This window comes from Rhizobium sp. 2YAF20 (assembly GCF_052114685.1).
GTDB lineage: Bacteria > Pseudomonadota > Alphaproteobacteria > Rhizobiales > Rhizobiaceae > Rhizobium.
Genome location: NZ_JBFRFF010000006.1, coordinates 23,525 through 48,023, shown reverse-complemented (window position 1 = coordinate 48,023; position 24,499 = coordinate 23,525). Strand labels below are relative to the sequence as shown.

Below are 24,499 nucleotides of genomic sequence, written 5' to 3'. Positions count from 1 at the left end.
GCAGCTGATTCTCACCTACGGAAGGGTTCAAACGGCCGCGAAAACGCAAAAAAGGCACGCCAGGTCTCGCCTGGCATGCCTTTTGATCCCATCAAATGACCGTGGACTGTCAGCCCACTTCGCTGACCCTTGAAAGCGCAACCTGCAGACTAGAGAGCTGACTTTCCAGCTCCTCGAGACGATCACGCTCTGCGGAGACGACATCCGGATTGGCATTCGCCACGAACTTCTCGTTCGACAGCTTGCCGACGATACGCGCGATCTCGGACTCGGATTTGGCGATCGCCTTTTCCAGCCGGCTCTTTTCCGCATCGAGATCGATCAGGCTGCCGAGCGGCAGGCAGACGGTTGCCTCTGCGACGACGATCTGCGCGGCGGCCTTGGGAGCTGTGTCAGCCAGCGAGACAGCTTCGACGCGCGCCAGCCGCTTGATTGCCGCATCATGGCGGTAAAGGCGTTCTCGCGTCACGCTGTTCGCGCCGATAAACACCAATGGCGCTGTGGCAGCCGGTGGTACGTTCATTTCCGAGCGGACCGAGCGAATACCCGAGACCAGATCGATCAGCCAGTTGATTTCGTCAGCGGCAACATCGTCGGCATAGGATGGCGATGGCCACTGCGCGTGGCAGACCAGTCCGTCGCGAACAGCACCCTCACCGGCCGTATGTTCCCAAAGCTCCTCGGTCATGAATGGCATGAACGGATGCAGCAGCTTGTAGATCTCTTCCAGCACATAGGCGCTGCAGGCTTGCGCCTCAGCCTTGCCGTCCTCGTCATCTCCGATGAAGACAGGCTTCAAAAGCTCGAGATACCAGTCACAGAACTGGTTCCAGACGAAGCGATAGAGGGCGCCGGCGGCATCGTTGAAGCGATAGGCTTCCAGCGCCTCGGTGACATCGCGCTCGGTGCGGGCAAGCTCGGTCAAGATCCAGCGGTTGATCGTAAGCTCGGCCGCCTCTGGCACAAAATGTGGATCGCTCTTCACGCCGTTCATCTCGGCAAAGCGCGTCGCGTTCCAGAGCTTGGTGCCGAAATTGCGGTAGCCGGCGACCCGCGCCGGATCGAGCTTCACGTCACGTCCCTGGGCAGCCATGATGGCCAGCGTGAAGCGCAGCGAGTCCGCACCATATTGGTCGATCAGCTCGATCGGATCGATGACGTTGCCCTTCGACTTCGACATCTTCTGACCGTTCTTGTCGCGCACGAGTGCGTGGATATAGACGGTGCCGAATGGTTCGACGGGATCGCCGTTTTCATCCTTCATGAAATGCAGCCCCATCATCATCATACGGGCGACCCAGAAGAAGATAATGTCGAAACCCGTGACCAGGACATTCGTCGGGTAGTAGCGGGCAAGCTCCGGCGTCTCCTCCGGCCAGCCAAGCGTGGAAAACGGCCAGAGCGCAGAGGAAAACCAGGTGTCGAGCACATCTTCGTCGCGGGTGAGAATCTCGCCCGGCTTGAAGTTCTCCAGCAGTTCCTCGACGTAGGCCTTCATCGGGCCTTCGTGCGAGAGGTAATGCTGGATCGCCGCCTGGAGGGCCTCTTCCTCGGTCTTTTCGACGAAGACCTGGCCATCAGGCCCATACCATGCCGGAATCTGATGACCCCACCATAGCTGGCGCGAAATGCACCAGGGCTGGATATTCTCCATCCATTCGTAATAGGTCTTGTCCCAGTTCTTCGGCACAAACCTAGTGCGGCCGTCGCGGACCGACGCAATGGCCGGTTCGGCCATGGTCTTGGCATCGACGTACCATTGCTCCGTCAGCCGCGGCTCGATAGGAACGCCGCCGCGGTCGCCATGGGGCACCATGTGCTTGTGCGGCTCGATCTTGTCGACGAGAGCGGCCTCTTCGAGGATGCGCACGATGATCTTTCGCGCCTCGAACCGGTCCTTGCCCTCCAGCTCATCCCAGGCGCCGTGCAACGCTGCGGGATTGTCGAGACCTTCGAGAAAATCCTCATTGTCCTTTATGGTGATCGAACCATCCGCCGCAAGCACGTTGATGACCCGCAGGCCCCGGCGCTTGCCGACGTCGAAGTCGTTGAAATCGTGTGCGGGGGTCATCTTGACGGCGCCGGTACCGGCGGTCGGGTCGGGATATTCGTCGGCGACGATCGGGATCCGGCGCCCGACGATCGGCAGGATGACATGCTTGCCAATCAGCAGCTTGTAGCGCTCATCGCTCGGATGGACGGCAACGCCACTATCGCCTAACATGGTTTCCGGGCGTGTCGTTGCGACAACGAGATAGTCGCGGGTCTCCCATTCGCTCGCCTTGCTCTCTTCGTCGAATGCGATCGGGTGCTGATAGGTAACGCCCGGCTCCAGCGGATAGCGCAGATACCAGAGATTGCCTTTAACCTCGATCTGCTCGACTTCGATATCGGAAATCGCGGTCAGGAGCTTCGGATCCCAATTGACGAGGCGCATGTCCTTGTAGATCAGGCCTTCCTTGTAGAGGCTGACGAAGACTTCGAGGACGGCCTCGGACAATCCGTCGTCCATGGTGAAGCGCTCACGCGACCAATCGCAAGAAGCGCCGAGACGCTTCAGCTGATTGAAGATTAAGCCGCCGGATTCGGCCTTCCACTCCCAGACCTTCTCGATGAAGGCGTCGCGCCCCATGTCGCGACGATGTTGCTGGCGCTCCATAAGCCGACGTTCGACGACCATCTGGGTTGCGATGCCCGCGTGATCCATGCCCGGCTGCCACAGGACATCCTTGCCGCGCATGCGCTCGAAACGGATCATGATGTCCTGAAGCGTGTTGTTCAGGGCATGGCCCATATGCAGCGAACCGGTGACATTCGGCGGCGGAATGACGATCGTGAAGGTCTCGGCGCCCGGCTTGGCGTTCGCACCGGCACGAAAAGCGTCGGCCTCATCCCATTTCTTGGCGATCTTGGGTTCTACCGCAGTGGAATCATAGGTTTTGTCGAGCATTTTTCTGGCCAGTATCCGATTTGTATTGATGAGCGTTGTAAATAGGATGGGTATGACCAAGTCAATAAAGCCGTCGGCAAGTCAATAAAAAAGCCGCTCCACGGCGCGGAGCGGCTGCTATTGTTGGCCGAATTCAATCAGCGGCGCGGCCCGCGGGCGACACGCTCGATCTCCTCACGGACGAGACGCTCGACCAGGGTCGGCAAGTTGTCGTCGAGCCAGTCCTGCAGCATCGGGCGCAGCATATCCTGCGCGATCTCATCAAGAGAGCGACGCTCGCTACCGTCGATCGCAGCAGCAAGCTCGCCGAACGATCGCGCGATCTGTTCGCCTGCTGCTTCCGACAAAAGAACCTGCTGCACCTCTGCCTGAACCTGCGGCAGAAAGCGGTTTTCCTGAGCCGGCGTAGTAGCGGCTTGCTGCGTCGATTGTTGCACCGGCGCAGCCGTGGCAGCCGCTATAGGCTCTACGGTGGCTGCGGTTTCCGAGACCGGATGAGTGTATCTCGCAACCTCTCGGCTGTCCTCAGGCGCTGGTTCGACCGGTCGAATGGGAACGACCACCTCGGGCTGCCGTGCGGCTGCCGGCGCGGGATCAGCCGGCGAGGCATCAACGACGACAGAACGAAGCGACGACTGGGCCGCCGGCTCCAGCCGTGCTTCGGCAAAACGGGCAGCCATGGCGGGCGGCAACTCGCGCGGCGGCAGCGCTTCCCGCGAAAGGTGTGATTGAACAGCGGTGCGATCAGACGCGGCGCGGACGCGGGCTGCAACGTCGGCAAGCGACATTGCGCGGACCGGCGGCGCTTCCTGTTCGCGAGCGGCACTTTGTGAATGGGCAGCGATAAAGCGCGGCGGCGCTTCGTCGAAGTCGGCGGAAACCAATTCGTCGTCCACGGTCAGGTGAATATCATTGGCATCCTCGTCAGACGCCGCATAGACCGGCGGCAAGGATGGCGATATGGCATTGCCGGCGCCCGGCTCGTTGCTCTCGATGATCTTGCGGATCGATGCCAGAATCTCTTCCATGGACGGTTCACGCGCTACATTTGGCTGAGCCATATTTATCCCCGATATCCTTGAAACAGCACCCGGAATCCCTGACGTCGGCACCCGAATCATCGCCACCTTAGGATACTCTCCCGGGGAAAAAAATCACCGCGAATCAACATAATGCCGCGATGCACAGTTTTATCGCCGATGTCCAGCGGGCCGCGGAGATTACTCGGGCAAAACGAGAAACGGGCGCCAGAAGCGCCCGATCTCAAGCAAATTCACAACTCGCCGATCGCCGATCAGAAGACGAATTCCTTTGTCTTCGAAAAGCCCGGAAGCGGCTTGACGGAGGCATTGAAGAACACGTTTTCCGAAAAGGCGCCGTGTTCGCGAACGAAGACGGTGGCGCGCGCCGAATTGCCATAGCCCCGAACGACGACCAGGCGGCCATCATCGCGGAGCTGATCCAGGAGCGATGCCGGTACTTCCTCGACCGATCCGTTGATGAAGATGAGGTCGTAGGGCGCGCCGGTCGAGTATCCTTTTGCGAGCTCGCCGGTGACCACAATGACATTGCCGCAGCCAAGCGCCGCCAGGGTGTTTGTTGCTTTTTCAGCAAGGCCTTCGTCGCATTCGAGCGCCACGACGGATTTGGCAAGCCGGGATAGCAGCGCCGAGGTGTAGCCGGTGCCGGCACCGACTTCGAGGGCCACATCTCCTTGGGTGATCGCGGCGAGCTGCAGCAGCTTTGCTAGCGGCGACGCTTCCATCAGGAAACGCGCGTGCTTGCCGGCTTCCGCGTGAGCAATTTCGATATCATTGTCGACATAGGCCAGTATCTTCGATTTTTCCGGGACGAAGGCTTCGCGCGGCACGGCAAAAAACGCATTCAAGACGGAATGGGACGTGACATCCGTCGTCCGTATCTGGTTTTCCACCATCTTCACGCGCGCTGTTTCGAAATCCATCATGTCCTGTGCCCCATGGGAAAGCCGGGTTGCCTGTCGTGCTTCGTGTCTTAGTCGCCTGGGCCAAAGCTTTCAAGGCATCGCGGCCACGCGCGGAGAGATTCATTGGCAACGTCACCTCGCCGCCTCAGGATGCGGTGAATGAAGCCCAAAGAAAAAGAGGCCGATCACTCGAGATCGACCTCTTTGATATAGTCAGTATAAAACTGAAGAAACTGGCTCCCCGGGCCGGATTCGAACCGGCGACCTGTCGATTAACAGTCGAATGCTCTACCGCTGAGCTACCAGGGAACACCGCTTGGTCGCGGCGTGAGTGGGCTAATACAAATGCTTTCTCGATTTGCCAAGCGGTTTTTTCAAAAAACTGTCTTCGCCTTGCAATATTCGACCGGCTCACCATCTCCTGTGGATGACAGACCCTACCGGAATTCCTGCAAGCGACAAAGCGAAAAGTCCCGGAAAGCTGAAGACTTTTGGCCTGGATCATCGTAGCGGCAGGCTCGTTTTCGGGTCCGTCAGGATCCCTGTTCCGAAATCCCGCATCGCCCGGATATCGACCGGCGTGGCACTGCTGTTCGGTGGCTTTCTCGGCTTCCTTCCCATACTCGGCTTCTGGATGTTTCCGCTCGGGCTCCTGGTCCTGTCCCAGGATGTGGCAATCGTGCGCCGCTGGCGACGGCGGTCCGGCGTCTGGTGGGCAAGGCGGCGACGTAAATCGGCTTGAGGAGTTCGAGCGCGAGCGATGATTGCTCACCGGCAATCGGATCGATGCAGGACTTTTTCAATGCGACGGAAGCGTTTTTCCAACATACCTCTTGCGCTCCTTTTCGATCCGTTCTAAACGCCCGCCATCACTCGCCTTTATTATGACTACGGATGGCCTCGTGGCGGAGTGGTGACGCAGAGGACTGCAAATCCTCGTACCCCGGTTCAATTCCGGGCGAGGCCTCCAACCATACCAAACCCTTTCCAGAGATTTGAAGCCGCCCTATATCATCGAGGCGCGGCAGTTTGCACCCGCGCCTTCTCGCTGCATCCGAACCGGTAGACAAAGGCATGCCCGAGGGCAATTCTGAAATGTATTCAGGCCGCGTGAGCAATAGAAACAGAAACGAATCTTCCTCTATTTGAGACATGGCGAATTTAAGTAACATCTAAATATAGATCGAATCTATTGCCACTAGATGATGCTAGTTGTTGAGGTTCTCAACCTCTATGGGAGCATAATACTGTTGGTATAATTGCTGCCGTTTCATAATTTAACGCAATATTTGTGGCTATTGGCTGGTTCGCATTGGAAAATTTCCTCTTTAAGTTTTCCAAGACACCTGGCGGGGACCATAAATAGGCAGTCGCTCTTTTTTAGAACACCGATGAAGAGCGGTTGCTTCCGTCGCCGGGGCTGAACCCTGTTCTCTGGCCCCAGATGGGCCAGAGCTTGTCTGAAGATCGATCACTTCAAGCGAATGTCGGTCAATGGCAGACCTTTTGCTTCGTCCAGACCCAGTGACCGTGATGATCCCGATGTTTGACAGACTTCATTACGCAATGCTTGTGCATGTGATGGTCATAGTGCGTCGTATGGCCGTACATCGTGTCAGCCTGGGCAGCAGCGCCGAAAGAAAGAACCGTCGAGACGGCGACGGCGGAAGCAAGCAATAGGTTTCGCATTTTACACCTCAATGGGAATTAACGAAGCTAGAACGCGACGTTAAGGCACATGGTTCCCTAACTGCCGGTGACGTTTTCGTGATCGTTTGCTCATTAAGCAGACAGGATGGCGTCGCGCTCACCGAGAAACTGCAGCGCTTCGGATGCCGGCATTGCCTTGCCGAAAATGTAGCCTTGGCCGATATCGCAGCCATGGCTTAGCAGATAAGCGAGCTGGCTATGCTCCTCTATGCCCTCCGCCGTCGTCTTGATATTAAGGCTGCGGCCAAGCCCGAGCATGGCCCGGATGATCTTTTCCTGGCGCTCGTCGCCGCCATAGGTGGCCACGAAGCTCTTGTCGATCTTGATCTTGTCGAACTTGTAGCGGGCAAGCTGCGCCAGGCTTGAATAGCCGGTGCCGAAATCATCAAGTGCGATCTGGACGCCCGCCTGATGCAGTTCGTCGATGATTAGGGCTGCAAGGTCGGGATCGTCAATCAGGGCATTCTCGGTGATCTCGATCTCGAGTCGCTGCGGCGCAAGCCCCGCGCCCTCCAAAATCCTCAGGATCCTCGACGCCAGGAGGCGGTCTTCCATCTGTACCGGTGACACGTTGAAGGACAGAATGACGTTCTCAGGCCAAAACCGGGCGTCGTGGCACGCCTGTGCGAGCAATTGCTTGAAGAGGTCGGTGATCAGCCCGGTTTCCTCGGCGACGCCGATAAAACTCAGCGGCGGAATGTTCTGGCCATCCTCATCGGTCCAGCGCGCCAGCGCCTCGAATCCACAAATTTGACCGGTGCGCAGATCGATCAGCGGCTGATAGTGCGGCTTGATCACGCCGGCTTCAATGGCTGAGCGGAGTTTGGTCTCGAAGCGAGCGTGCTCCGTCGCCTTATCCTGCATCGACGGATTGAATGCGAACGCGTGGTTCGGGCCGGTGCTTTTGGCCTCATACATGGCGACATCGGAGCAATGCGCAACATCCTCCAACGTTTGTCCGTGATCCGGCAGGCGGGCATAACCGACGCTGGCCCCGACCTCGGCAACAAAACTGCCGATCATGATGGGCCGCGTGATCGCCTGGATGATCATCCCGGCGAAGGCAGCCTCCTTCGCCAGCGTCAACCCCCGCGCGATGATGATGAATTCATCGCCGCCGAAACGATAGACACTCGACGGGTCGGCAAAAGCACTGAGCCGCCGTGAAACCTCAACCAGCAGCGCATCGCCCCCCTTGTGTCCCACAAGGTCGTTTACTTTCTTGAAGCCATCCAGGTCGACAGAGAATAGCGCGATGCTTGCAGGATCGAGTTCTTCCCCGCGTTCGGTCGAAATCTTCGCGCGTTCAAAAGCGTAGCGGTTTGGGAGCTTCGTCAGGTGGTCGTGCGTCGCTGTCCAGTCGGCGCGCGCTTCGGCGGCGGTTCTGAGGTCCATTTCCTTGCGCAAATCGTAGATCCGCAAGGCGGAGTAGATGACGCTCATCGCGCAGGCGATCTTGACGGCGAGAATGATGGCGTCGGCACTGCGGAAGGTCTCCACGAACTGCAACAGGTTCCGGTGGAAGCGGAATTCGAATCCCAAAATCCACAGGACGACGCCAACCCCTAATAGTATCAAGAGCTGCTTGCCTGCCCTGCTTTGGAAAAATTCGCCCATCCCTTTCCACTCCGCTCCGCAGCATGCTCTATACCGAGAATATATAAATAAATAATGCAGCCCGCGGAGCCGTAGAACAGCTGCCTTTGACGCTGCTTTCCAAGGGCATTGAGGCTCTCGATGGCGACGGCGAAACCTCACAACAAACTGTCACACAGCTTGTCTATAACGCCGCTGCCACGGGCTTGCGCAGGCTGCGGTCATGCGCCTTGAAGAGGGAAGATAAAATTATGCCAAAATTGAATGTATTCAAAGGTATGCCCAATGCTGGACGTTGCCTTTCAGCAATGGCTGCCGCCGGGATGAGCCTTGCGCTGGCGATGCCGGCTGCAGCTGAGCCCGTCAAGTTCGATTTCTGGTTCGGTCTTTCGGGCGACCTCGAGCGCGTCGTGCAGACGATGTGCAAAAACTTCAACGATTCGCAGACCGATTATCAGGTTGCCTGCACCAGCCAAGGCAACTACGACGCAGCCCTGCAGAACACCATCGCCGCCTTCCGCGCCGGCAAGCAGCCGACCGTTGTCCAAGTCTACGACGCAGGCACCGCTACCATGATGCTCTCGGGCGCCTATTATCCGGCCGGTAAGCTGATGGCTGAAAACGGTTACAAGATCGACTGGAACGACTATTTCCCCGGCATAGGCCGCTACTATGCGACGTCGAAGGGCGAGCTGCTTTCCTTCCCGTTCAATTCTTCGACTGCTCTGCTCTACTGGAACAAAGACGCTTTCGCCAAGATCGGCAAGACCGAAGCTCCTAAAACTTGGGAAGATGTCGGCGCGGACCTCAAGGCGCTCAAGACAGCCGGCTACGAATGCCCGATGGCGATTAACATCAGCGGCCTCGAAAGTTGGCAGATCATGGAACAGTTTTCCGCGATCCATAACCAGCCGATCGCCACCCAGAATAACGGCTATGACGGCCTCGACGCCCGTCTGACCGTCAACAAGACCTCGTTCGTTAAATATGTCACCGATCTCAAGGGCTGGTACGACCAGGGCCTCATCAAGATCAAATCGAAGGATCTCGGCCAGGACATGGTCCAGGCCTTCGCATCGGGCGATTGCCAGATGATCATGACGTCGGTCGGCGACCACGGTTCGGTCACCAAGACGCAGAAGGCAGGCATGAACTGGGATGTGGCTGAACTTCCAGTCTATGCCGGCACCGAGCGCAAGAACTCGCTGGTCGGCGGCGCTTCGCTGTGGGTCCTCTCCGGCAAGTCTGCTGCCGAATACAAGGGTGCCGCAGCATTCTTGAACTTCATCCACGACCCGAAGACCGCTCTGTTCTGGTCGACCAACACCGGCTATATCCCCGTCACCAAGTCTGGCTTCGACTATATGAAGTCGACGGGCTTCTACGATAAGGCCCCCTTCAAGGGCCGCGAAGTCGCCATCGCCAGCCTGACGGCCTCCGAGCCGACGCCGATCACCCGCGGCATTCGCCTCGGCAACTTCACGCAGATCCGCGCCGAATTTGCCAATCAGATGCAGGCGATCTTCTCCAACAAGGTCACCGTGCAGCAGGGCATCGACAATCTCGTTGCCAACGGCAATCAGGTTCTCGAGCGCTTCGAAGCGACCTACAAGGGCAAGACCCTTCCCTGATCGATGATAAAGCCGCGCCGCCCTCGGGTTTCCTCGACGGGCGGCGTCTTTGTTATTTCGTCAGGCGCGTGATGCCTGACAGGCCGCCGGAAGAAGCGATGGAAAAACGTACGACATTCAACAAGGGAACGATCGGTATCCTCTTCGCGGTACCGCAGCTGCTTCTCATCTTTACCTTCTTCTATTGGCCTGCCGGCCAGGCGGTCTATTGGTCGCTGACGCTGCAACAGCCCTGGGGCGGCGGCAATACGTGGGTCGGGCTCGATAACTTTCGCTTGCTCCTCAGCAGCGCCGACTACTGGAATTCGATTGTTCGCAGCATGGTCTTTGCCGCAATCAGCACCGGCCTGGCGATGACGATCGGGCTAGTGCTCGCGGCATTGACGGATCGCCAGCTCAAGGGATCGAAATTCTACCGCGTCGTGCTGGTCTGGCCCTACGGCATTGCTGCGCCGGCATTGGCAATGGCTTTCCGCTTCATCCTGGCGCCCGAAGCCGGCTTCATGTCCGTCGTCAACCATTGGTGGCCCGGCTTCTGGGACCCGGGCCTCGACGGCGCAGATGCCATGGCTTCCGTCATCATCGCCTTTTCTTGGAAGTATGTCGGCTACAATTTCATCTTCTTCCTGGCCGCGTTCCAGTCCATTCCCAGGTCGCTGATCGAAGCGGGGGCGATGGACGGCTCGGGCGTACTCCGGCGCTTCAAGGATATCCAGTTTCCGCTGATCACCCCGACGATCTTCTTCCTGCTCGTCATCAACATCACCGAGAGCTTCCAGGATTCCTTCGGCATCGTCGACATCATGACGAGCGGCGGTCCGGCAAATTCAACCAATCTGATGGTCTACAAGATCTATTTCGACGGGTTCAGGGGTCTCGACTATTCCGGTGCAGCGGCACAGAGCATCATCCTGATGATCCTGATCGTCATCCTGACCATCTTCCAGTTCCGCTTCATCGAGCGGCGCGTCCACTACAACTGAGGCGACCATGGTCGAACGCACACCCATTTTGAATTTCGCGACCCATGTGATCCTGTTCATCGGCTTCCTGCTTGCCGTTGGGCCGCTTGTGATCGTGGTGATCGCCTCGTCGCATAACCTGCATGACGTCAACCAGGTGCCCATGCCGCTCATTCCCGGCAGCGACTTCTGGAACAATATCAAGACTGCATGGACCGAGGCGAACCTCGGACCAAAGCTGTTGAACAGCCTGATCTTTGCCACTGGCGTTGCGGCGGGCAAGGTGATCGTTTCGGCGCTCACTGCCTTTTCGATCGTGTATTTCCGCTATCCCGGGCGCACGGTCATCTTCTGGCTGATTTTCATCACGCTGATGCTGCCGCTCGAAGTGCGTATCATCCCTACCTATGCGGTCGCCGCGAACGTGCTGACGCCCTATCAGGCAATCCTCGATGTCACCGGGATCACCTGGCTAATCGAGAAAGTCTCCGGTATTCAAGTGTCCATGAGCTACGGGCTGTTGAACTCCTATCCCGGCCTCATCCTGCCATTGGTCGCAACGGCGACCGGAACCTTCCTCTATCGTCAATTCTTCTTGACCATTCCGGATGAATTGACCGAGGCTGCCCGCATGGACGGCGCAGGGGCACTCCGCTTCTTCGTCGATATCCTGCTGCCGCTGTCGCGCACCAATATGGCGGCACTCGGCACCATCATGTTCCTGTGGGCCTGGAACCAGTATCTCTGGCCGCTGCTCGTGACCACCGATCCGTCTCATTCGACGGCGGTGACGGAACTCAAGCAGTTGATCCCGAACATTGGCGGCGTGCCCGAATGGAACATCGCGATGGCAGGGACGCTAATTGTCATGCTGCCGCCGCTCCTGGTGGTCGTCCTGATGCAACGCTGGTTCGTTCGCGGCTTGATTGCTACTGAGAAGTAAGCCGCAATCCGATCGCGATTTGACTTCCGAATGGCGGACCGAAAGGTTCGCCATTTGCCGTTTTGAGGCCCTTGTTGCACAGGCAGCAAAAAGCCGCCGAAGCGAACTTCCGGCGGCTAATATTTGGAGGCGACGTCTGTCTGGCTTTTAGGAAACTAGGTCTTTCACTGGCGCAACGGCGGATGCCGTATCAAGGCGGATGCCGGTTTCGCTGGAGAACAAGTGGATGTGCTCCAGGGGCAATTGCAGGGCGATCGACTGACCTGTCTCGCCGGACGTGTGATCGGTGACGCTAAGCGCGAAATTCGAGCCGTTGATATCGGAATGAATGACCCGGCCGGCACCGAGCTCCTCGACGAAATCGACCGTCGCCGGGACACTGTTCGGCGTGCCGGCTGGAACCATGCGGGCATGTTCGGGCCGGATGCCGAGGGCCGCCGGCTTACCGGCATTTGCCTTGCCGACTAACGGATCGATCGCGATCGGAATGCCGTCGAAGATGAAATGCGTGCCGTTGGCTGCAAAACTTCCCTCCAGGAAGTTCATCGCAGGAGAACCGATGAACGACCCGACGAAGCGCGTTCGTGGCCTGTTGTAGACGTCGAGCGGCGTGCCGACCTGTTCGACGTTGCCCTTGTACATGACGACCAGCTTGTCGGCGAGCGTCATGGCCTCGACCTGGTCATGGGTGACGAAGACGGAGGTTGCCGACAGGCGCTTGTGCAGGCGGCGGATTTCGACGCGCATCTGAACGCGCAGCTTGGCGTCGAGGTTGGACAGCGGCTCGTCGAAAAGGAAGACCTTCGGCTCGCGGATGATGGCGCGGCCCATGGCGACACGTTGGCGCTGGCCGCCCGACAGCTGGCCCGGCTTGCGGTCAAGGAAATCCTCGAGGCCGACGATGCGAGCGGTTTCCTTGATGCGGCGGTCGCGCTCCTCGCGGGGCACGCCGGCAACCTTCAGCGCGTAGCCCATATTGGCGGCCACATCCATGTGCGGATACAGAGCATAGTTCTGGAAGACCATGGCGCAGCCGCGCTCACGCGGCTCCAACTGATTGACGACCTTGCCGTCGATCACGATCTCGCCGCTGGTAATGTCTTCGAGACCGGCGATCATGCGAAGCAGCGTCGACTTGCCGCAGCCGGATGGTCCAAGGATCACGACGAACTCGCCCGAGCGGAAATTGAGGTCGACGCCATGGACGACCTTGTTGTGTCCGTAGGACTTGCGGACCTGCTCGATGCGGATTTCTGCCATGGGGTTCTTCCTTGCCTTTCAGTTGGCTGGAGAGCTACCGAATTTGCATTACAGAACGGTGACAAACCCGCCCAAACCTCGCGTCGCGGGTCGAAATGTCGTGGGCACTGTCGGGACGGCTTGCGGCGTATTTCCATTTGCGCCGAAGCGTTGATCCGGCGACGCAATACACTCATAAGTCGCTGGAAACATGCAAGGTTTCAGGGGGACATCATCGCTGCCGCGCGATGGTCGTGCCGTTACTCAGCCGGATGTGGTGCCGTGTGGGGGGACGCCTTCGGCTTTTCTCCCCAGCCGGTGAAACGGCTGACGAGCCGAAAATAGAGGCTGTAGGGCAGCAGCCGGAGGAGTTTGAGCTTGTAGGTGAAGCCCTTTGGAAAGGTAATTTCGAAAGCCAGCGATTTCAGCCCCGCGGCAATCTCATCTGCCGCCACTGCGGGCGAAACGAGATCGGGCATCGGAAATCGGTTTTGTCTGGTGGCGTCAGTATCGACGAAGCCGGGATTGATGATCTGGATGCGGATGCCAAGTTTGTCGAAATCGAATTTCAGGCTTTCGGCCATGTTGATCAGCGCCGCCTTTGTTGCGCCATAGGCAGCGCTCGTCGGTAGGCCGCCGTAGCCCGTGGCTGAGGCGACGATGGCGATCTGCCCCTGCCCCTTCATCCTCATGTGGCGAACGGCAGGGATCAGACAGTTGACGACGCCCGACAGATTGACTGCGAAGCTGCGATCAAAATCCTCATGCTTGAGATGCGCACCGTCGACCGGCAGGTTGACGCCTGCGTTCAGGATCGCCATTGCGAGACTGCCGTGCTGATATTCGATCGCAGCCACCGTGTGCTCCATATCGGCTGCATCGGTGACGTCGCCGTCCAGTACGATGATGCTCCCACTCAGACCATGCGCCTCGGTCTGGAGTTCGAGCAGCTTTTCGTGGTTGCGGGCGGTAGCGGCGACTTTGTAGCCTTCGGCAGCAAGCTTCAGTGCCAATGCGCGCCCGATCCCGGAGCTGGCACCGGAAATCCAGACTATTCCATGTTCGGGACGGGCAATGAAATCGCGCATAGCTTGCTCCTCTGCGGATATAATCTGACAGCAAGAGATGCCAGGAAGTTTATTCCGGCTTTATTTCCCATCGAAATATCATGTGAATGTGGCTGCTTTCAGCCGATCGGATCGCCAATGAGTTGGGCGAGCGAAACCGCGACCCATTTACTTCGGAAGCAAAACGAATTTTATCGTGCCGGTTCGCGGCGGAGAACAGATTTTCTTGTCATCCCTGGCTTGTGAAGGGAAAAAGCGGTTCCTACACTAGGGTTCAACAGAAGGCAGATTCCATGAGCGTTCACCCAACAGTCCTCGAAGCGATCGGCAATACGCCTCTGATTAAGCTCAAGGCTGCCTCGGAGGCAACTGGCTCGACCATCCTCGGCAAGGCTGAGTTCCTCAATCCGGGACAGTCGGTCAAGGATCGCGCCGCGCTCTACATCATTCGCGATGCCGAGAGGAAGGGTCTATTGCGCCCCGGTGGCGTTATCGTCGAGGGCACGGCCGGCAACACCGGGATCGGCCTGACGCTGGTTGCGAAGGCGCTTGGCTATCGCACCGTCATCGTGATCCCGGAGACGCAGAGCCAGGAGAAGAAGGACGCACTGAAGCTTCTCGGTGCCGAGCTCGTCGAAGTTCCCGCTGCTCCCTACAAGAATCCGAACAACTATGTGAAGGTTTCCGGACGACTCGCAGAACAGCTTGCCAAATCTGACCCGAATGGCGCGATCTGGGCGAACCAGTTCGACAATGTCGCCAATCGGCAGGCCCATATCGAGACCACCGCCAAGGAAATCTGGCAGGATACAGACGGCAAGATCGACGGCTTCATATGCGCCGTTGGGTCCGGCGGGACCTTGGCCGGAACCGCGATGGGCCTTCACGCTTTCAACAAGGACATCAAGATCGGCATTGCCGACCCCGAGGGTGCAGCACTCTACGAGTTTTATAAGAACGGTGAGCTGAAATCTACCGGCTCGTCGATCACCGAAGGCATTGGCCAGGGACGGATCACCGCCAACCTCGAGGGCTTCACGCCCGATTTTGCTTACCAGATATCGGATGCCGAGGCTTTACCCTACGTCTTTGACCTGGTGGAGCACGAGGGTCTCTGCCTCGGTGGCTCGACGGGCATCAATATCGCCGGCGCCGTCCAGCTTGCCCGCGATCTTGGGCCTGGCCACACGATCGTGACGATCCTTTGCGACTACGGCAACCGGTATCAATCGAAGCTTTTCAACCCCGATTTCCTCAAGTCGAAAGGTCTGCCGGTTCCCGCATGGCTGACCGGCAATCCCGATATTTCCATTCCCTATGAAAATATAACGTGAGCCTCCATGCTGGTGAATGCCCTTTATCGCGACGATTTCTATCTCTCTACGGCTGAAGCCGTCGTCACCGCCATTCACGAGGACGGGGGCATAGAACTCGACCAGACCTGCTTCTATGCGACGTCTGGCGGCCAGCCGGGCGATACCGGCTTCCTGGAGCGTTCCGACGGATCAAAGATCGCGCTTGGCCAGACCAGGCATGGAATGACGAAGGATATTATCGTTCACGTGCCGCTCGAGGGCGAGGTCCAGCCGTTAGCGGGCGAGAAACTCGTGCTGCACATCGACTGGCAGCGGCGCTACAAACTGATGCGGATGCATACCGCCTGCCATCTGCTTTCCGTCGTCTGCCCCTACCCGATCACCGGTGCTGCTGTCGGCGTGGATGATAGTCGCGTCGATTTCGACATGTCGGAGACGATCGACAAGGACGAGGTGACGGCAAAGATGATGGCGCTCGTCCATGAAAACCATCCGGTCTACCTGCAGTGGATCACCGACGAAGAGCTTGCCGCCAATCCGGGGCTGGTCAAATCAAAGAATGTCCGCCCGCCGGTCGGGCTCGGCCGTGTCAGCCTTGTCTGCATCGGCGAAAACTCGGCCGTTGACAGCCAGCCCTGCGGCGGCACACATGTGTCCGAGACGCAGGAAGTCGGCTCCATATACATTGCCAAGATCGAAAAGAAGGGCAAGGAGAACCGCCGGTTCCGTATCCGCTTCGGATCGCCCGGTGACGAAGCCTGACCATGTCTGAGTAGGAGAAGGAATATCATGACCGCGGACAAGAGCCGTTTCATCGTATCGGCCGATTGGCTGCAACAGGAGCTCGGAGCGCCCGATCTCAAGATCGTCGATGCTTCCTATTACCTGCCGGCGCAGAAGCGCGATGCCGATCAGGAATATGCCGCGGGCCATATCCCCAGCGCGGTCCGTTTCAATCACGACAAGATCTCCGACCATTCGACCAATCTGCCGCATATGGTCCCCTCGCCCGAGTTCTTCGCCGAGGAAGTCGGCAAGCTCGGCATTAGCGAGAATGACCGGATCGTCGTCTATGACGGCCCCGGCATCTTCTCGGCGCCCCGCATCTGGTGGCTATTCAGGGTGATGGGAGCGAAGAAGGTCAAGGTACTCGATGGCGGCATCGACGGCTGGAAGGCCGAAGGCCGGCCGCTGGAGGCGACCGTACCCACGCCGTCGCCTGCGGAATTCAAGCCGAACTTTGATGCCAAACGCGTCGTCGCTTTCGACAGCATGCGCGACATCGTCTCGAGCGGCGCCATGCAGATTGCCGATGCGCGAAGCGCCGGGCGTTTCGCTGCCGCGGAGCCGGAACCGCGCGAAGGGATGCGCTCTGGCCATATGCCGGGCGCAAGAAGTCTGCCATCGGGCGTGTTTTCAACGAATGGCAAATTCAAGTCACTGTCCGAACTCAAGCAGACGATCGAGGCTGCCGGCATCGACCTCGAAAAACCTGTCGTGACCACCTGCGGCTCCGGCATTACGGCTGCGATCATCACGCTTGCGCTTGAGTCTCTCGGGCATACGGACAACCGGCTTTATGACGGCTCATGGTCCGAGTGGGGCAGCCGCAGCGATACGCCTGTCGTCACGGGCAAAGAATAAGCTCATGGCCGTGAAACCATCGACATCGCTCAAGGTGCAAATCACCCGGCTGGAAATGACCGCGCCGCCGAAGACGAGCCTCAACGTTCCCGTCAATATCCAGACCGCGATAATGCGGGCGCCAAAAATTCCCCTGCCGTTCTATCGCTACCTCTACCGTCAGGTCGGCGCGCGATGGCAATGGGTCGATCGGTTGCGGATGAGCGACGAGAAGCTTGCCGCTATCCTCCACGACGAGCGCACCGATATCAGCGTGCTTTACGTCAACGGTGCTCCCGCAGGTTTCTTCGAATATTTCCGCGAGGACGAGGATACCATCGAGCTCAGCCATTTCGGCCTGATCGAGCATGCGCTCGGCCTTGGCATCGGAAAGTGGTTCCTGCTTCAGGCGCTCTATGCGCTGTGGGTGCTCAACCCGACCCGTGTCATTACAACGACCAACACGCTGGACCATCCAAGGGCTCTGCAGCTCTACCAGATGTTCGGATTTTCGCCGGTGTCCACCGGGCACGGCATTGTGCGGCCGCTGAGCGACAAGGAATTGCTGGAGATGGCGAAGCGGAGCTGAGCGGGCCGCAGGAATCGGGTGGATCGAAGGCCGAAAAGGCGGCATCTCATGACAGGCTCAAAGGAGATCTGTCATGTCGAACATCCGCTTTTCAGCAATGCCCAACGCCGACGCCCAAGCCCTGTGGAATGGCGACGCCGATGCCTATGGTCGCCTGCCGGAGACGATGATCTCCGACGGGTCCGGCAATCCCTGCCGCCACTGTCTTCATAATATCGATGCAGGCGAACCGCTGCTGGTGTTTGCCTATCGCCCATTCCCCGATCTTCAGCCCTATGCCGAGACCGGGCCGATCTTCCTCCACAAGACGCCATGCCGGCGCCACGTCGCGGAAGAGATCGTGCCGCCGGTGATCGCAAGCAGCAAAGATTTCATCGTTCGCGGATATGGCGAAAACGACCGCATCGTCTATGGCACGGGTGCCGTAACGCTCACATCCGACATTCCGGCCTATGCGGCCAAACTGCTTGATCGCCCGGACATAGCCTATGTGCATGTCCGCTCGGCCCGCAACAATTGCTATCAGTGCCGGATCGACAGGAGCTAGACAAGCAAGGGCCGGCCGCAAAAAGTGGCCGGCCCTCATAAACGCAGCGCGATGGGATTACGCTACGTTCAATATCCTCTCAGCGGAAAAGACCTCATAGCCAAGCGCTTCGGCAACGGCCTTGTTGGTGACGCGGCCCTTGTGGACGTTGAGGCCGTTCCGCAGATGCTGGTCCTCGGCAATCGCCCGCAGGCCCCGGTCGGCAAGTGCCAGACCGTGATGGAGCGTCGCGTTGTTGAGCGCGTGCGCCGACGTGACAGGCACGGCGCCCGGCATGTTGGCAACGCAATAGTGCACCACGCCCTCGACCTCATAGGTCGGATCTGAATGGGTCGTTGCATGCGACGTCTCGAAGCAGCCGCCCTGGTCGATCGCAACGTCGACGATGACGGAGCCCTTTTTCATGCCGGTCAGCATCTCGCGGGTGACAAGCTTCGGGGCTGCAGCACCCGGAATGAGGACGGCGCCGATGACCAGATCGGCAGCGAACACCTCGTCTTCCAGCGCCTGGATGCTAGAATAGCGCGTGTGGATGCGGCCGTTGAAAATGTCGTCGAGTTGACGAAGCCGCGGCAGCGAGCGGTCGAGGATGCTGACGTCGGCGCCAAGGCCGGCGGCCATCTTGGCAGCATGCAGGCCGACGACACCGCCGCCAATAATCGCGACCTTGGCGGGTAGCACGCCCGGCACGCCGCCGAGCAGGATGCCGAGGCCGCCATTGGCCTTCTGAAGCGCCGTTGCGCCGGCCTGGATCGACAGGCGGCCGGCAACTTCGGACATCGGCGCCAAGAGCGGCAGGCCGCCGCGGTCGTCGGTCACCGTCTCGTAGGCGATAGCCGTGACGCCTGAGGCGAGCAGGCCCTTGGTCTGCTCCGGATCGGGTGCCAGATGCAGATAGGTGTAGAGGATCTGGCCCTCGCGCAACTGCGCCCATTCGGACGGCTGCGGCTCCTTGACCTTCACGATCATGTCGCATTTCTCGAAGATGTCCTTGGCGGAGGCAGCAATCTTCGCGCCGGCGGCGCTATAGGCGTGGTCATCGGCGCCGATGCCGGCTCCGGCCTTTGCCTCCACCCAGACCTCGTGGCCATGGGCGACATATTCGCGAACGGCGGCAGGCGTCAGCCCCACCCGGTACTCGTGATTCTTGATTTCCTTGGGGCAGCCGACACGCATGTTCATTCCTCTCAGACTTCGTCCGCTTCGCGGATCGTGATGCCGGATTGAACCACTCCCCGTCCGCAATGTCCTTGCAAAGAGGAATTGCGCAGAGGTCATTGTTCGAAGATAATTGCGTGGATATCATAATCTTCGAAGGATCTTCGAATGTCGAACCTGGATGCCATCGATCGTGCGATTTTGCGCGCGCTTCAACAAAACGCGCGGATCACCAATGCGGACCTTGCCGTAAAGGTCGGCCTCTCGCCGTCCGCCTGTTCCCGTCGGCTCGATATACTGGAAAAGGACGGCACCATCGGCGGCTATCATGCGCGGCTGTCGCACAAGGCGCTGGACTACAAGATGATCGCCATCGTGCATATTTCGCTTTCCGGGCAATTCGCCAAGACGCTGTCGGAATTCGAAGTCGCGGTGAAGCGCTGTCCGAACGTGCTCGTCTGCTATCTGATGTCGGGGGAATATGATTACATTCTGCGCGTGGCGGCTCGAGACCTCGAAGATTACGAGCGAATTCACCGCGACTGGCTGTCGGCCCTGCCGCATGTGGTGAAAATCAATTCGAGCTTTGCGCTGCGCGAGATCATCGACCGGCCAAATGTCGGGTTGTGATGGCCTGCCTAAAGCATCTCGAGATGAAGGGCGCGATGGTCGGAGGCCTCCGGCTCAGCGACAACGTCGAATATGACGACCCCCACTTGGGGCGTCACCATCATATAGTCGGCGAAGCGGCCTTCCTTGCGATAGTAGGAGGTCCGCGTGTCCGTATGGCCGCGCGAGGTAACGAGGTCCGTCAATCCCAGCCTGCCGAGTGCTTCAAACGTCACGCTTTCCGGCAGCACGTTGAAATCGCCGCAGACCACGAGCCTCTCGCCTTTGCGCCAGACGCGCCCTATGAGTTCGACCAGCTTTTCCCCCTGCTCGACGCGCGCCGGGGTATCGCCCTTGCCTGCCATATCCCGAAGGCCATGCAATTGAACGATCGTCACTGCAGCGCCGAGTTCGTAGTCGAAAATGCGGATGCAATGCGCGTTTCGTGATCGCGGATGCTCGCCCCAGCCGTCCGGCGTAAACGCACCGTGCAGGAAATCCACCGCCTCGCCGATGACAGGATGCGATTTGCGCACGAAGGTGCCTAAGCCGAACCGCGAGGAAATGGGCTTATCACCATGAAAAAGATTGCCGCTGGCGGCCGGAAAGAAAAAGGCGTCGTGATCAGGCAGCGCCAGGCTCACCTCTCGAAACAGATCGGCTCGCTGCGGCAGTTCAAGGCCGGGCTCACGATATACCAGCCATTCCGCTGGCGCCGCGACCGTGCGCGAAACCTCCTGGAGGCACAGCACATCAGGGTTTGCATCGGCGATATACCGCATTAGCGGCGCATGAAGCCGGCCGCCCCAGGCATTCAGCGAAATGATGCTCAGCGTCATACGGGACTGCTCCAGGCGTGAACTTGATCAACGAGATCTATCAGATTCCCCTTCGATCTGAATATCGCGGTTTTGACGCCATGCCCCGCCTTTTGCAGGTAGCGTCGTCGGTAAAAACAACTTTAACGGAAACGACAGCAATTGATCCGAGATTATAAAGGGATTTCAAGATCTAAGTCTTATGATCCGAGAGATTATTGGGATGCGAGGGGCGTTCGTCGATGCAAAACAATCTCGGCATGAAAGTCAGAACTACTGCGCGGCGGCGTTGCCGGATCTTCGGAAAGGTCAGATACCTCAATCACGAGACGACCAGCCGTGTCGTCGACCTGTCGACGTCGGGCATCGCGCTTGATCTTGCCGGCCCCTTCTATGGGGCGGCCGGCAGCAAGGTGCGGGTCGATTGCGATGATCTGGGGTCGCTTGAAGGCACGGTCCGGTGGCTTCGCGACGGCCGGATAGGTATTGAGTTCCATAGGAATTCAAATGCTTCGGCGCAGGTTGCGTCCTATTTTCGCTTTTTCCACAAAGAGGTTAAGCCGGTTCTGAAGCGCTGAGCAGCGAAATTCGAACGCGGCCTTACGACAGCAATATGCCTGTCACTTAACTGGTGCACATCTCGACAAATCATCATAGTCTGCGTCGTTGCCGGCGTAGTCAATTGTTCGAGGAGTGTTTCATGTCTTCCATTCTGGATTTGACTTCAATGTCCCGCCGTTCGCTTTTGAGCGGACTTGGTGCAACGGCCGCCCTGGTCCTTTTGCACCCGTTTTCAGCACGCGCGGCAGGCAACCAGGCTCATCTCCGATTGATGGAAACGACCGACATCCACGTCAACGTCTTCCCCTACGACTACTATGCCGACAAGCCGAACGAGACGATGGGCCTTTCGCGCACCGGTACAATCATCGACAATATCCGCGCCGAGGCCACCAATTCGCTGCTGATCGACAATGGCGACGTGCTGCAGGGAAATCCGATGGGCGACTATATGGCCTATCAGCACGGCATGAAGGACGGCGATGTCCATCCTGTCATCAAGGCGATGAATACGCTCGGCTACGAGGTCGGCACGCTCGGCAACCATGAATTCAACTACGGCCTCGACTTCATGTTCAAGGTTCTGGCCGGCGCCAATTTCCCCTTCGTCTGCGCCAATCTGACCAAGGGGCAGCTCGCCGCCGATCCGAAGGACGACGAACTGTTCTTCAAGCCGTACCTGATCCTCGAAAAGACAATCAAGGACGGCGCCGGCAATGCAACGCCGATCAAGATCGGCTTCATCGGCTTCGTGCCGCCGCAGATCATGCTGTGGGATATCAAGAACCTCGAAGGCAAGGCGCAGACCCGGGACATCGTCGAGGCGGCCAAGGCCTGGGTGCCCGTGATGAAGGAAGAAGGCGCCGACATCATCATCGCGCTGTCTCACTCCGGCATCGACGGCAGCAGCCCTACGGACAAGATGGAAAATGCCTCGCTTTACGTCGCCGCCGTCGATGGCATCGATGCGATCTTCACCGGTCATCAGCATCTGGTCTTCCCCGGTCCGAAAAGTTGGGATGGGATCAAGAACGCCGATCCGGTCAAGGGCACGCTGCAGGGAAAGCCGGCTGTCATGGCAGGCTTCTGGGGTTCGCATCTCGGCCTGATCGATCTGCTGCTCGAAAAGGACGGCAACAGCTGGAAGATCGTCGACTTCACCTCGGAGGCGCGGCCGATCTACCATCGCGACGACAAGAAGAAGGTCATCGCCGACGTCGCCGACAAGAAGGAGATCGTCGACGCGGCAAAGACGGAACACGAGGCGACGCTTGCCTATGTCAGGACGCCGGTCGGCAAGACCTCGGCGCCGCTCTATTCCTACTTCGCCCTCGTTGCCGACGATCCGTCGGTGCAGATCGTTAGCCAGGCGCAGAGCTGGTACATCAAGGACATGCTGAAGGAGACGCAATACAAGGATCTGCCGGTGCTTTCAGCCGCGGCGCCCTTCAAGTGCGGTGGCCGCAACGGTCCTGATTACTATACCGACGTCCCCGCCGGCGATATCGCCATCAAGAACGTCGCCGACCTCTATCTCTATCCGAACACGGTGCAGGCCGTGGTTATCAACGGCGCTCAGGTGAAAAACTGGCTGGAAATGGCGGCGGCTATGTTCAATCAGGTTCAGCCCGGCGCCAAGGATGCTGATCTGCTGAACGCCTCCTTCCCATCCTTCAATTTCGACGTCATCGACGGCGTTACCTATCAAATCGACCTGTCGCAGCCACGTCGCTTCGACGACAACGGCAAGCTCGTTGCAGCAGATTCCAACCGCATCCAGAATCTTCAATTCGACGGAAAACCGATTGACCCGTCACAAAAATTTGTCGTCGTCAGCAACAATTATCGCGCCGGCGGCGGCGGCAATTTCCCCGAGATCGCTGCGGACAAGGTGGTCTACAAGGCGCCGGACACCAACCGCGACGTGATCGTGCGATATGTTCATGAACAGGGCACGATCAACCCGACGGCCGACGGCAACTGGACCTTCAAGCCGATGCCCGGCACCAGCGCTGTCTTCGAGAGTGCACCGAAGGCAAAGGACTTTCTCGGCCAGCTGAAGACTGTGAAAATCGAGGATGCCGGCGAAGGCGCCGAAGGCTTCCACAAATTCCGCCTGGTGCTTTAGAGCCGTTTCTCTCTCTTCCCCAGGGAAGAAGGAATTCCCTATTCGGCGGCAATCGCATCTTTCGAGCGGTTGAACGGCAGTTGCGCCTTGAAGGCTTCGAGGTTCGGGCAGCGGGATAGGCTTGCCCGAAACGCCTCGAGCATCCATGCGGCCGCCGGGCCAGGTGGATTGGATATTTTTCTGATCGCATAGATCGGGTATTCGCCCTGCTCGTAGGCTTCCAGTTCAAGGGCGACAAGGCGGCCCGTCTGAAGGTCTTCATAGATAAGCGACGCCGGCAATCCGCCCCAACCGAGACCGCCGCGGATAAGATGATGCTTGGTCGCGATGTCGCTTACCCGCCAGGTCTTGTAGGACAGGACATTGAAATCCCGCCCTTTCGTGTGGCCTGAGGAATCGGTGACGACCAGCTGCACCTCTTCGCGGACATCGGCGAGTGTGAGCGGCCTGTTGAGCCTGGCAAGCGGGTGATGCGGTGCTGCGACCGGCATCATGAACGAATGGCCTATCCGCTCGATGGACAGGGAGTCGTCCTGCTTTACGATCGCTCCGCCAATACCGATCGTCGATATGCCGCTGGCAACCAGATCGATCATCTCGCCGAGTTCCCCGACGTTCAGCCGCATCGAAACGGAGGGAAAGCGCTCGCGGAACTCGCTGAGAACGTCAACCATGACGTCGGTTGGAACCATGACGCTGATGGCGACGGCGACCTCAGCCTCGAGCCCTTCCTTCAACCCTTTCACCCGTGCTCGCATGACCTCCAAATCAGAGACGATGCGCCGCGCATCCTCCAGCATCGCGGTCCCCGCCTCGGTCAGCTTCGGCTGGCGCGAACCAGAGCGCTCGAAAAGCGGTACCTCGAGCTGCGCCTCGAGATTGGCGATCGTATAGCTGATGACCGACTGCGCGCGATTGAGCGCGCGCGAGGCGGCTGAAAAGCTGCCGGATTCGGCGACGGCCAGAAAAACCTGCAATTGGTCCAGGGTTGGGTTCGGAAGCATGGTCCATCCATTCCATCGATAATTCTGATCCATATTATCACAGTTTTTTCGATAGTCATGCAAGACTATCTCCTATAGCGAACGGCCGGACAATTCCCCCACG

22 protein-coding genes and 2 tRNA genes are annotated in these 24,499 nt (G+C 58.7%); 13 read left to right on the top strand and 11 right to left on the bottom strand.

Annotation, left to right across the window (positions count from 1 at the left end; translation table 11 throughout):
• Positions 1–109: 109 nt before the first annotated feature.
• The 4 genes from AB4Z52_RS10775 to AB4Z52_RS10760 all read right to left on the bottom strand — a co-directional run bounded on the left by AB4Z52_RS10775 (position 110) and on the right by AB4Z52_RS10760 (position 5,204).
• Positions 110–2,950 carry a valine--tRNA ligase gene (locus AB4Z52_RS10775; RefSeq protein WP_442217908.1) on the bottom strand — a complete coding sequence of 947 codons (2,841 nt, stop codon included), beginning with the start codon at positions 2,948–2,950 and terminating at the stop codon, positions 110–112.
• A gap of 137 nt (positions 2,951–3,087) precedes the next feature.
• Entirely contained in the window at positions 3,088–4,011 is a 924-nt protein-coding gene (locus AB4Z52_RS10770; RefSeq protein ID WP_442217907.1) for a PopZ family protein, read from the bottom strand.
• Positions 4,012–4,244: 233 nt separating this feature from the next.
• Positions 4,245–4,916: a protein-L-isoaspartate O-methyltransferase family protein gene (locus tag AB4Z52_RS10765; RefSeq protein WP_442217906.1), complete on the bottom strand. Its 672-nt coding sequence runs from the start codon at positions 4,914–4,916 to the stop codon at positions 4,245–4,247.
• Positions 4,917–5,129: 213 nt separating this feature from the next.
• A tRNA-Asn gene (locus AB4Z52_RS10760) sits at positions 5,130–5,204 on the bottom strand.
• A 118-nt stretch (positions 5,205–5,322) separates the two neighbouring features.
• On the opposite strand from AB4Z52_RS10760, the gene AB4Z52_RS10755 reads away from it, so the two are divergent.
• Together AB4Z52_RS10755 and AB4Z52_RS10750 are read left to right on the top strand one after the other, a co-directional pair.
• On the top strand, positions 5,323–5,637 hold the full coding sequence (locus AB4Z52_RS10755; RefSeq protein WP_442217905.1) for a hypothetical protein: 315 nt from the start codon (positions 5,323–5,325) through the stop codon (positions 5,635–5,637).
• A gap of 154 nt (positions 5,638–5,791) precedes the next feature.
• Positions 5,792–5,865, top strand: a tRNA-Cys gene (locus AB4Z52_RS10750).
• A 521-nt stretch (positions 5,866–6,386) separates the two neighbouring features.
• Here the strand turns inward: AB4Z52_RS10750 and AB4Z52_RS10745 are convergent.
• Positions 6,387–6,584 carry a hypothetical protein gene (locus AB4Z52_RS10745; protein ID WP_442217904.1) on the bottom strand — a complete coding sequence of 66 codons (198 nt, stop codon included), beginning with the start codon at positions 6,582–6,584 and terminating at the stop codon, positions 6,387–6,389.
• Between the two features lie 93 nt (positions 6,585–6,677).
• Positions 6,678–8,222 carry a putative bifunctional diguanylate cyclase/phosphodiesterase gene (locus AB4Z52_RS10740; protein ID WP_442217903.1) on the bottom strand — a complete coding sequence of 515 codons (1,545 nt, stop codon included), beginning with the start codon at positions 8,220–8,222 and terminating at the stop codon, positions 6,678–6,680.
• A gap of 257 nt (positions 8,223–8,479) precedes the next feature.
• Between AB4Z52_RS10740 and AB4Z52_RS10735 the strand changes: the two genes are divergently transcribed.
• The 3 genes from AB4Z52_RS10735 to AB4Z52_RS10725 all read left to right on the top strand — a co-directional run bounded on the left by AB4Z52_RS10735 (position 8,480) and on the right by AB4Z52_RS10725 (position 11,737).
• Entirely contained in the window at positions 8,480–9,832 is a 1,353-nt protein-coding gene (locus AB4Z52_RS10735; RefSeq protein ID WP_442218085.1) for an extracellular solute-binding protein, read from the top strand.
• A 98-nt stretch (positions 9,833–9,930) separates the two neighbouring features.
• Positions 9,931–10,815 (top strand): carbohydrate ABC transporter permease, encoded by an 885-nt coding sequence (locus tag AB4Z52_RS10730; RefSeq protein WP_442217902.1) that lies wholly within the window; start codon positions 9,931–9,933, stop codon positions 10,813–10,815.
• Between the two features lie 7 nt (positions 10,816–10,822).
• Positions 10,823–11,737: an ABC transporter permease subunit gene (locus AB4Z52_RS10725; RefSeq protein ID WP_442217901.1), complete on the top strand. Its 915-nt coding sequence runs from the start codon at positions 10,823–10,825 to the stop codon at positions 11,735–11,737.
• Positions 11,738–11,884: 147 nt separating this feature from the next.
• On the opposite strand, the gene AB4Z52_RS10720 is transcribed toward AB4Z52_RS10725, so the two are convergent.
• Together AB4Z52_RS10720 and AB4Z52_RS10715 are read right to left on the bottom strand one after the other, a co-directional pair.
• Positions 11,885–12,997 (bottom strand): sn-glycerol-3-phosphate import ATP-binding protein UgpC, encoded by a 1,113-nt coding sequence (locus AB4Z52_RS10720; RefSeq protein WP_442217900.1) that lies wholly within the window; start codon positions 12,995–12,997, stop codon positions 11,885–11,887.
• 239 nt (positions 12,998–13,236) lie between these two features.
• Positions 13,237–14,064 carry an SDR family NAD(P)-dependent oxidoreductase gene (locus AB4Z52_RS10715; RefSeq protein ID WP_442217899.1) on the bottom strand — a complete coding sequence of 276 codons (828 nt, stop codon included), beginning with the start codon at positions 14,062–14,064 and terminating at the stop codon, positions 13,237–13,239.
• 272 nt (positions 14,065–14,336) lie between these two features.
• Here AB4Z52_RS10715 and AB4Z52_RS10710 point away from each other — a divergent pair, with 272 nt between their 5' ends.
• From AB4Z52_RS10710 to AB4Z52_RS10690, 5 genes are all read left to right on the top strand, one after another.
• Complete coding sequence (locus tag AB4Z52_RS10710; protein WP_442217898.1) at positions 14,337–15,377, top strand: cysteine synthase A; 1,041 nt, start codon at positions 14,337–14,339, stop codon at positions 15,375–15,377.
• A gap of 6 nt (positions 15,378–15,383) precedes the next feature.
• Positions 15,384–16,121: an alanyl-tRNA editing protein gene (locus AB4Z52_RS10705; protein WP_442217897.1), complete on the top strand. Its 738-nt coding sequence runs from the start codon at positions 15,384–15,386 to the stop codon at positions 16,119–16,121.
• Between the two features lie 27 nt (positions 16,122–16,148).
• Positions 16,149–17,003: a 3-mercaptopyruvate sulfurtransferase gene (gene sseA / locus AB4Z52_RS10700; protein WP_442217896.1), complete on the top strand. Its 855-nt coding sequence runs from the start codon at positions 16,149–16,151 to the stop codon at positions 17,001–17,003.
• Positions 17,004–17,007: 4 nt separating this feature from the next.
• Complete coding sequence (locus tag AB4Z52_RS10695; RefSeq protein ID WP_442217895.1) at positions 17,008–17,571, top strand: GNAT family N-acetyltransferase; 564 nt, start codon at positions 17,008–17,010, stop codon at positions 17,569–17,571.
• A gap of 73 nt (positions 17,572–17,644) precedes the next feature.
• Complete coding sequence (locus AB4Z52_RS10690) at positions 17,645–18,118, top strand: DUF1203 domain-containing protein (RefSeq protein ID WP_442217894.1); 474 nt, start codon at positions 17,645–17,647, stop codon at positions 18,116–18,118.
• A gap of 57 nt (positions 18,119–18,175) precedes the next feature.
• On the opposite strand, the gene ald is transcribed toward AB4Z52_RS10690, so the two are convergent.
• Complete coding sequence (gene ald, locus AB4Z52_RS10685; RefSeq protein WP_442217893.1) at positions 18,176–19,294, bottom strand: alanine dehydrogenase; 1,119 nt, start codon at positions 19,292–19,294, stop codon at positions 18,176–18,178.
• Positions 19,295–19,444: 150 nt separating this feature from the next.
• On the opposite strand from ald, the gene AB4Z52_RS10680 reads away from it, so the two are divergent.
• Complete coding sequence (locus AB4Z52_RS10680) at positions 19,445–19,906, top strand: Lrp/AsnC family transcriptional regulator (protein ID WP_442217892.1); 462 nt, start codon at positions 19,445–19,447, stop codon at positions 19,904–19,906.
• 8 nt (positions 19,907–19,914) lie between these two features.
• On the opposite strand, the gene AB4Z52_RS10675 is transcribed toward AB4Z52_RS10680, so the two are convergent.
• Positions 19,915–20,724, bottom strand: coding sequence for an endonuclease/exonuclease/phosphatase family protein (locus tag AB4Z52_RS10675; protein ID WP_442217891.1), 810 nt, complete (start codon positions 20,722–20,724; stop codon positions 19,915–19,917).
• Between the two features lie 221 nt (positions 20,725–20,945).
• Here AB4Z52_RS10675 and AB4Z52_RS10670 point away from each other — a divergent pair, with 221 nt between their 5' ends.
• A complete protein-coding gene (locus AB4Z52_RS10670; protein WP_442217890.1) occupies positions 20,946–21,281 on the top strand; it encodes a PilZ domain-containing protein in 336 nt (111 codons plus the stop codon).
• A gap of 122 nt (positions 21,282–21,403) precedes the next feature.
• The gene (locus tag AB4Z52_RS10665) at positions 21,404–23,392 is read left to right on the top strand and encodes a bifunctional 2',3'-cyclic-nucleotide 2'-phosphodiesterase/3'-nucleotidase (protein WP_442217889.1); all 1,989 of its coding nucleotides are present in this window, start codon (positions 21,404–21,406) and stop codon (positions 23,390–23,392) included.
• Positions 23,393–23,430: 38 nt separating this feature from the next.
• Here the strand turns inward: AB4Z52_RS10665 and AB4Z52_RS10660 are convergent, their stop codons facing one another.
• Positions 23,431–24,396 carry a LysR family transcriptional regulator gene (locus AB4Z52_RS10660; RefSeq protein ID WP_442217888.1) on the bottom strand — a complete coding sequence of 322 codons (966 nt, stop codon included), beginning with the start codon at positions 24,394–24,396 and terminating at the stop codon, positions 23,431–23,433.
• Positions 24,397–24,499: the final 103 nt, after the last annotated feature.